9 protein-coding genes are annotated in these 7,988 nt (G+C 38.3%); 4 read left to right on the top strand and 5 right to left on the bottom strand.

The features are described 5' to 3' along the window. The coding region (locus tag WKH56_RS29320) for an IS3 family transposase (protein ID WP_342837201.1) at nucleotides 1-105 on the top strand (105 nt) is incomplete at its 5' end. Between the two features lie 79 nt (nucleotides 106-184). Here the strand turns inward: WKH56_RS29320 and WKH56_RS29315 are convergent. Then, entirely contained in the window at nucleotides 185-1,609 is a 1,425-nt protein-coding gene (locus tag WKH56_RS29315; RefSeq protein WP_048021499.1) for a phospholipase D-like domain-containing protein, read from the bottom strand. Nucleotides 1,610-1,781: 172 nt separating this feature from the next. On the opposite strand from WKH56_RS29315, the gene WKH56_RS29310 reads away from it, so the two are divergent. After that, the gene (locus WKH56_RS29310) at nucleotides 1,782-2,048 is read left to right on the top strand and encodes a hypothetical protein (protein WP_028413557.1); all 267 of its coding nucleotides are present in this window, start codon (nucleotides 1,782-1,784) and stop codon (nucleotides 2,046-2,048) included. A 2-nt stretch (nucleotides 2,049-2,050) separates the two neighbouring features. Here the strand turns inward: WKH56_RS29310 and WKH56_RS29305 are convergent, their stop codons facing one another. The 3 genes from WKH56_RS29305 to WKH56_RS29295 all read right to left on the bottom strand — a co-directional run bounded on the left by WKH56_RS29305 (nucleotide 2,051) and on the right by WKH56_RS29295 (nucleotide 5,264). Continuing rightward, nucleotides 2,051-2,650: a DUF3298 and DUF4163 domain-containing protein gene (locus WKH56_RS29305; RefSeq protein ID WP_048021191.1), complete on the bottom strand. Its 600-nt coding sequence runs from the start codon at nucleotides 2,648-2,650 to the stop codon at nucleotides 2,051-2,053. A 110-nt stretch (nucleotides 2,651-2,760) separates the two neighbouring features. Then, entirely contained in the window at nucleotides 2,761-3,615 is an 855-nt protein-coding gene (folD, locus tag WKH56_RS29300; RefSeq protein WP_028408722.1) for a bifunctional methylenetetrahydrofolate dehydrogenase/methenyltetrahydrofolate cyclohydrolase FolD, read from the bottom strand. Between the two features lie 248 nt (nucleotides 3,616-3,863). Next, a complete protein-coding gene (locus tag WKH56_RS29295; protein WP_034265692.1) occupies nucleotides 3,864-5,264 on the bottom strand; it encodes a tannase/feruloyl esterase family alpha/beta hydrolase in 1,401 nt (466 codons plus the stop codon). A gap of 202 nt (nucleotides 5,265-5,466) precedes the next feature. Between WKH56_RS29295 and WKH56_RS29290 the strand changes: the two genes are divergently transcribed. Together WKH56_RS29290 and WKH56_RS29285 are read left to right on the top strand one after the other, a co-directional pair. Next, a complete protein-coding gene (locus WKH56_RS29290; RefSeq protein ID WP_310884375.1) occupies nucleotides 5,467-5,937 on the top strand; it encodes a staygreen family protein in 471 nt (156 codons plus the stop codon). Nucleotides 5,938-5,956: 19 nt separating this feature from the next. Next, entirely contained in the window at nucleotides 5,957-6,469 is a 513-nt protein-coding gene (locus tag WKH56_RS29285) for a hypothetical protein (RefSeq protein ID WP_342837187.1), read from the top strand. A gap of 33 nt (nucleotides 6,470-6,502) precedes the next feature. On the opposite strand, the gene gltD is transcribed toward WKH56_RS29285, so the two are convergent. Then, nucleotides 6,503-7,984: a glutamate synthase small subunit gene (gene gltD, locus WKH56_RS29280; RefSeq protein WP_048021195.1), complete on the bottom strand. Its 1,482-nt coding sequence runs from the start codon at nucleotides 7,982-7,984 to the stop codon at nucleotides 6,503-6,505. Nucleotides 7,985-7,988: the final 4 nt, after the last annotated feature.

The raw sequence follows: 7,988 nt of genomic DNA, 5'->3' as shown, positions 1-7,988 counted from the left end.
GTAGAGCAAACCGTCAAAAACTATATTACTTATTATAACAATGCCCGTATTCAAACAAAACTAAACAACCAGTCACCGGTACAATATCGGCAACTGGTCGTTTAAAAGGTGTTTTGATCCCTGTCTCAAAAACAGGGGTCAGTCCCAATGTTCATTGAGTGCTTTTTGTTCTACTGCCGATTATTTAAATAAACTCCTTAAAAAACCTCGTTACTTTTGCAAGGGTATACAGTAAGGTACGCTTCATAACAGGCTCTTCTTTCTTTTGGATTTCAGGAGGTTTAACCCAGCGCTTGTGATTGGCAATAAGAATACTTTTATCCATTTTGTTTTCCATCGCCATCGTCAACTCTTTTGCAAATTTTTGACTATCGATAATGACCATTGATTCGTTATTCAAAAATGTAGAACGGGAATCTAAATTAAAAGAGCCTACGGCGCTAAGTCTTTGATCATAAATCACAGACTTTGCATGGATCGAATAAGGTCCTTGGTATTCGTAAAGCTTTACACCTGTCTTCATAATCGTATCACGCATACTAATATATCCGGAAAAAGCCAACACATTGGGCGTAGATGTAACTGAATTTGTGAGTAGCGTCCATTGAACGTCTGGCTTCTTTTTCATGGCTGTATACTTTCTCATCGCATTGGTGGGCACCACATAAGGACTTTGAATAAGAACAGAGCGGTTAGCTTCTTCTGCTAGGTTAATAAACGTTTTCCACATAAAAGGTCGTTTATTAAAGCGTTCAATTGGATTATGAATAAAAGAAACACGCTTTGTAGAAACGGTGGAAGCATTCCAATTAATCTTGGGGGTCGCAAACGTTTCTCCTACTTGCTTAGCTTTATCATATTGCTGCAGCAGCAAAGCTTTCATCCTCTTCCCCTGATCAACCTGGTACTGTGTGAGATGATGAAAAGCTTTTTTAGTGTAGGGATGAGCCCATAATTCATTTATATAATTTTGCATTTGAGTGATGACGCTATCTTGTTTATGTTTACTGTTTGTAATAAAGACATCACGATCATAGACGAAGTCTGGAGGAGGCTTTTTAGCCAAATATTTGTCCCCTATATTCCGTCCCCCTATTATGCCTAGCTGTCCGTCTACAACCATTATTTTGTCATGCATACGATTTTGCCACGCCCAAGGTTTAAACAATTGAAACGGTTCGTAATACTTCACTTCAATATTAGGATGTGAAGCTAATGCATAGAGCACGCCCCTTCGGTTTCCCCGTAAGCCGTTAGCTATCCCATCCAAAAGAACGCGAGTATGGACGCCTCGATCAGCTGCTTTAAAAAGAGCGGCCATAATTAAATCAGTTGACTCTCCTTTTCCTATTGAGTAATAAGCAATATCAATCGATTTCTCAGCTTGTTGAATCATTTGAATACGAACTCTTCCTGCCTCATAACCATCTTCAAGAAGTCTCACTCGGTCCGTAGACTCACTGTGACCAAAAAAGCTAGCCGGTTTAATTGAGGTCGTTTCCTCTCCTATTTTTAAAGGTACATAAAAGAGAACCACCGCCGTTATAACCACATACAGAATATATAAAGATAAAATAATAAGTAATCCTTTGAATGCTATTTTTATCATCGCAACTCCAGCTTTTTGTCTTTTTCTGTTATCGTTCACAAATAATGATCATTACATGCAAGAAACTGCTTCCTTGATTACTTTGCGCTTTGTTCTTTTGACACATTTATTTTTTCTGATTCACTATTTGTATAGTATGCTAGTACATATCATAGAAAAAAGGATGATGGTGATGGAGGAATATTCTTTTCGTTTTCATATTACAGATTCTTACCCTTTGCAAAATGAAAACGATAAAATAGAAGCTGTTGTACGCACCAAAATCAAGCATGCGGAGCGAGGATGCTTGTACGAGGGTTATCTTCGTGTTCATATCACTAAAATCGGGGTGTTTCCTGTAGCAAAAGATATTGCTGAAGCGATTGGCGTTCGTTCGCTTCGTCAGCAGTTAGCGGCCGAATTAAAAAGATACGTACGGCCGCACCGCAATTTTTTATAACTTTATCCAAACATTTGTCCAAGTGGACTTTCATCTGTAATAATATCTTGAATAGCATAGATAGAAATTGGAAAGTAAGGAATTCCATATGCGTAAGGAGCCAGGTCATACAGCTGATAAAATAGTACAAGTGATTTATCGGCGATATAAAAATCCTGATTTGGTTTAATTCCTTTATATTCTCCAAGAACCATAATATCGCGCTCTTTTATTTGCGCTCCTACTATTTTAGAAAGAACACTTACGTAATTACTGTCTTTTTTAAACAAATCTTTTAGTTGATACGTTTTTCCAGTCAGCACATTAAACGTTAACGGAACTACCACGGTCAATCCGTGCGCTCCCCCGGAATAAGCAAAATTGACAAGCGTTAAGCTGAGCACATTTCGCTCGTTTGTTTTCAACTCATAATAACCCGTTTCTTCTGTATCCGGATTTTCTCCATATCCCTGCTGACGAATTAATTCATTCGTACGCTGCAAGATCTTACTGTTAATGCTGTGCTGAACAGCTGGATTAGTCAAATGAACAGCTGGATAGTAAACGTTTAACTTTTTCTTCACTATTTGTTGAGAATATACCGTTGCAGGTAACGTAACCATCGCTTCCTCCTCTTTCTATACAGAATGTTACATTCTATTCTTTTAGCTTTCATTCCATTACTGAAGCAAAAAAATCCCGTGCATATACGCACGGGATTTTTAACTTTCTATTATTTTACGTTGTTAATTGTTTTAGCAGCGTCTACCGTATTTTTTAATAGCATTGTGATGGTCATCGGACCAACGCCGCCTGGTACTGGTGTGATATAACCTGCAACTTCTAAAGCCGCTTCGTAATCAACATCACCAACGAGTTTACCATTTTCCATTGTGTTACCTACATCAATTACAATGGCACCCGGCTTAATATCATCTGCTTTGATAAGTCTAGGTTGTCCTACAGCTGACACAAGAATATCAGCTTGTTTTGTTAAAGCAGATAAATCTTTTGTGCGAGAGTGAGCAATTGTTACCGTTGCACTTTCTTGAAGTAACAGCATGGATACTGGTTTACCAACAATATTGCTTCGTCCAATTACTACCGCATGTTTACCTGAAATTTCTTCACCTGAACGTTTAATTAACTCAACGATACCGTGTGGTGTACATGGTAAATAGCACTCATCGCCAATGACCATATTCCCTACGCTTACTGGGTGGAAGCCATCTACATCTTTTTTAGGAGATACAGCATTTAATACTGCTTTTTCATCAATATGTTTTGGTAATGGAAGTTGAATAAGAATACCATGAACAGATGGATTTCCATTCAAGTGATGGATTTCGTTTAAAAGCTCTTCTTCCGTAATCGTTACGTCACGTTTGATAATTTCAGACGCAACACCGATTTCTTCACAAGCCTTTGCTTTTGCTTTTACATATGATTGGGAAGCAGGGTTTTCTCCTACTAAAATTACGGTTAAACCAGGAACGATACCTTTTGTTTTTAATTGAGCTACCTCTTCTTTTAATGCGGCGCGCAGTTCTTGCGCTACTTCTTTTCCTTTAATTACTTTCGCTGTCATGATGTTTTTTGCTCCTTTCAACTGTAGCCATTTAATAAATGTACGAATTATAGTTATTAATCTAACACAAAAGTTCGGTTTTGTTCAATGTTTTTATTATTTTTATTTTAAATAGATAAAAATAAATAACAAATAACGTATATTCCATTCTTATCGCACTATAATATTTTGTATTCATAGAAGCTGTTTTTATTCAAATGTTGCTTTTCTAAATTAAAAACCGCGCCTTCGGCACGGTTTTCGACGATTTATTTTTTTGTTGATATGCTTTTCTTTGTAGTCAACGGCAGCACGTCTTCCTCTGTTTTTAGATCCTTTACATGCATTTCCTTGAGAGGCACACTTATTTTCTTATTTTTCGGAGGTTCTTCAAAATTCTCCACCCAATCACATAGCAGTTCAAATCCTTGATACACATAAGGAAGGAGAGGCTGAAGCTTTCGATCTGGATCAATTTGATGATTCCATACTAAGCTATCAATATGGTTTCCATTTTCAATTACGTAGTGACGATGAAGGTGCTGCTTACCAGAATCTTTTACCAGTTGTTCATAAGGATAAGCATGAATATCCGGAAAAATAAGAGCATCTAACGACCCTGTAATGCTTATCAACGGAACGGAAATATCACCTGTATTTTCAATTTCACGAACTTTTTGCTTAACATCTTGTGGTCTTTCTTGATAATCATACTTTTTAAAAATAGAATCTAACGAACGATCTCTAACTCCGTTTTCAAAAAGCGTCAAGTATTTTTGCCACGGAATGCTTCCAGGTGCTTGACTGTCAAACTCATCTCTATATATATTAAGTGTTAAAAACCAATAATACTGGTCATGATATGGCCATAAAAACTCAGATCCTTTTGGCAACCCTGCTTGATACAACCGGTGCAAAGCTTCTTTTTGCGATTCACCTACCGTATACAGTGCTTCTTCGGCATGATTTACAACAGGTGTTAGGGAAGTGATCAAGTTATCGTGATCAGCTCGCCACATAACCCCTTCCCATTCAACCCCTCCATTAAAAAGCTGAGGCTCTCCATTTTTCCCATCGTTTTCTAAAGCATAGCGAACAACATAACCCCCATTAGAAATACCTAAAGCATACGTTTTTATATCAAAATATTCTGTCACTTCTTTCTGGAGTTTGTGACGATAATTTTCAAACAAAAATCTCTGAGCAATTTTTGTCACTTCTCGGTATTGAATATGCCATTTTCTAATGGAGTCTTCTTCTTTGACTAGAGCGTTTTTTGCTTTAGCAAATGGATCATCTCTCACTTCTTCTCCCTGTGTCCCTTTATCAGAAGCAGCAAACGCAAACCCTTTTGCCAACACATAGTCGCTGAACAGTAAATCCGTTGATTTCTCATCTCTGGTAGCTGGAACTCCCGACATAACTAACTTTCCATTCCAGTCATCAGGAATTCGAATGAGAAATTTACCACCATCAACTTCACCTTCTACTTGAACGCCCGTTATTTCTTCAGGCTGATACATGTAATACCATCCATTTTTTTCTTCTTTTGTTCCCCAATAGATAGGAGCCAGCCCAATGTTCCCATAGGCAGTCGCTGCTTGAAATTGAAGAGGGTTTTTAGTCGTTAACCAGTTTCCATACTTACCGTCAAACGTTGTGATATTCAAGTGATAACCTCCATTCACATTTGCTTTTGAAGACAATCTTCGGGGACTGTACACGCATAATTTTAGTTAAATATTACCATTCATTTCTCAAAAAGTACATCAAAACGCCTTTGTTGCAGAAAGAAAGTAGACATTTATCACATCTGAGCCCATAGCGCCGTATAATATTGAAATTTATTCAAAAAAAGGAGTGTCAATGACTATGAGTTCGTTTAATTCTTCAAAACTCTCTACAACTCTCATTCCCCCTGCTACTTCCTCCTATCCGGTTTCTGGAAGAAAATATACTCTTACTCATTCTGATACAACCGGTCAGCTTTTTTTAAGCATCGGATGCTCATATAACAACAAGGCGATAGATAAAAATATGCGTGATGAAGTACTAGCTGCTCTTCACGTAACAGACCGACAAGCAGTTATTCAAGGCGAAGTTTTTGTTAGCGGAGGTGAGTTCAGCCGCGAGCAAGCACAGCTTCGTTATCACATTTTCCGCCGGAAGCTTCCGCTTGCTTTAGAAGCAATATTTTACGGAGACCAAGCGTTTTTTCAACATTATCCAGACTTGCTAAATACACCGATTTACATTTATTTTGTATCGACTTATCAAGAATTTAGAGGGTGGTCCTATTATCAAACCCCTAAATTTTATTTAAAACAAACATGCAGCAGCTAGCACGCTAGTGCATAAACTAATGGAAAATGAACGAGGAAGGTGTGAATGTCTCATGTACAGTCAATGGGTTTACCCCTATATGCCGCGCTACTACCATCCAGTGGTTCCTACTACGAATGAAAATTATTTAGAACCTTATAGATACAATGAAGACTTATTTTCTTATATCCTGCATGAAGAAGAGGAAGTTAGATCTACACGCGATGTAGACAGAGTGATGAAAATTTTAAAACGCCAGTATCAGTCCATCTACAGAGATGCTCAACGAGGCGGGATGGATAGCAAACTAACAGAATACTTATTTCGTTCCATTGTAAGATTTGTTGATGATAACTATAACAATTACAGCGGATCTATTAACGAACGCGTCGAAAAAGCCGCGCGACAGCTGAAAAAACGTGATCCCTGGATATTTGAACTTTTTAACTTATACAGCGTTTCCCCTGTTTCACAAGTTCGAATTACTAACACGATTTTAACCGTTTCATTTGAAAATTTACGTAGAGGAAATGAAGTGCCAAATCCTAGATAAACAAAAAACCGCCACAATTGTGACGGTTTTTTGTTATGGTAATACAGTTGCTCCCATTAGATGGCTATCAACTTGTTTAGCTACTTCACGACCTTCATGAATAGCCCATACGATTAAACTTTGCCCACGACGAGCATCACCAGCAGCAAAAACACCTTCAACATTTGTTTTGTAATTTCCATACGCTGCATCTACGCGACGATTTTTCGTTTCAACACCAAACGCTGATAGAACCGGATGCTCTGGACCTTCAAACCCAATCGCAATAAAGACAAGCTGAGCTGGCCATACTTTTTCTGTTCCTGGAATTTCGGTAAAGATGTACTGTCCATTTTCACCTTTTACTTTTTCCATTTGAACCGTATGAAGTTCTTTTAGATTACCTTGCTCATCTGCCACGATTTTTTTCGTTTGAATTGAATATTCACGTGGATCGTCCCCAAATTTCGCCTGTGCTTCTTCATAAGCATATTCAAGATTAAATACATGTGGATATTCAGGCCACATATTATCTGCCGTACGCTCAGCAGGAAGCTGAGGATGTTTACCAAACTGAACAACGCTGCGGCATTTTTGACGAAGAGCAGTAGCTACACAGTCAGCTCCCGTATCTCCGCCTCCAATAACAATAACGTCTTTTCCTTCAGCATCAATAAATTGACCATCTTTGAAGTTAGAATCTAAAAGGCTTTTTGTTGAAGTTGTTAAGTAGTCCATTGCAAAGTGAACTCCTTTTGCTTCACGACCTTCTAATACTAGATCTCTTTGCTTCTGAGCTCCTGTACACAAAATGACAGCATCATATTGTTCTTTTAACTCTTCAGCAGTAATGTCTTTTCCAACTTCCGTATTCGTTACAAAATCAATACCTTCTTGTGTCAATAAGCGAACACGTCTTTCCACTACTTCTTTATCTAGCTTCATATTTGGAATTCCATATGTTAATAAACCACCGGCACGATCTGCTCTTTCATATACCGTTACTGAATGACCCGCTTGATTCAGCTGATCTGCGCTCGCTAAGCCTGCTGGTCCAGAGCCAATAACAGCAATTTTTTTGCCTGTTCTTTTCTCCGGAATACGTGGAATAATCCACCCATTCTCAAAGCCTTTATCAATAATAGCGCGTTCGATATTCTTGATCGAAACCGCTGGATCTGAAATAGCAAGCGTACAGGAACCTTCACACGGAGCAGGACAAACGCGTCCTGTAAACTCCGGGAAGTTGTTGGTTTTCATTAAACGCTCTAAAGCTTCTTTCCAGCGTCCTTTATAAACTAAATCATTCCACTCTGGAATTAAGTTATAGATTGGACATCCAGAAGTAAAAGCATTAATATCCATTCCCATGTGGCAAAAAGGTGTGCCACAATCCATACATCGTGCTCCTTGACGGCTTAGCGCTTCATCAGATAAAGGAGCAGCATACTCTTTCCAATCACCTAAACGTTTTAACGGGTCACGTTCCTTCCCTTTTTCACGTTTGATTTCCATAAATCCTGTTGGTTTTCCCATCGTA

This window comes from Priestia sp. SB1 (assembly GCF_038898415.1).
Note: the sequence above shows the minus strand (reverse complement) of the source record. Positions and strands in the feature narration are given on the sequence as shown.